Origin of the sequence: Paenibacillus xylanivorans, from assembly GCF_001280595.1 — a bacterium.
In the GTDB taxonomy this organism is placed as follows: Bacteria; Bacillota; Bacilli; order Paenibacillales; family Paenibacillaceae; genus Paenibacillus; species Paenibacillus xylanivorans.
The window spans coordinates 1-528 of sequence record NZ_LITU01000018.1 but is presented as its reverse complement, the minus strand read 5'-3'; the positions used below and the strand labels follow the sequence as shown (position 1 = coordinate 528).

The 528-nt window shown below is 39.0% G+C and carries 1 protein-coding gene; it reads left to right on the top strand.

What is annotated here, in order from left to right; all coding sequences use genetic code 11:
• The coding region (locus tag AMS66_RS01775) for an XRE family transcriptional regulator (RefSeq protein ID WP_330219275.1) at positions 1-237 on the top strand (237 nt) is incomplete at its 5' end.
• Positions 238-528: the final 291 nt, after the last annotated feature.

Sequence of the window (528 nt, the reverse complement as noted above, 5' to 3'; positions counted from 1 at the left end):
TTCTTGAAATTTGAACTAGGACGTTGCTTACTGAATGAACGATTGATGGAATCCGGAAAGTCAGCGGAATGGCTGGCAAAGGAATTGCTTTTTAAACCGGAACGAGTTTACGACTTTATTGAAAACAAAAGAGTGATGCCACTCAAAATTGCCATATCGATCGCCGATTCCGTCGGTTGTGATGTTCGTGCCTTGTATGAGTTAATTCCGAATGATTATGAAGTAATGGGAGACTAATGGAATAAGTGGTAGGTTCAATTAAGGCTACACATATTGATTCATTAAACTAACGGGTAGGGTAGCGTAACTAGGGCGACTTGAAAAATTGGAACCGCAATCGATATATAATCGCAAATAAGGTTCCCTTTAAAATCATCCTCAAACAAATATAAAAAAAAGTTCTTATCCTGAGTAAGGATTAGCACTTTTTCTACAACCAATTGTCGAGGGACAAGGACAAGAACATACTCCCGTTGAAGTCGCTATTTTAGCGGCTTTTTTTTTATCGGTACAAGTTCGTGTCCCGAG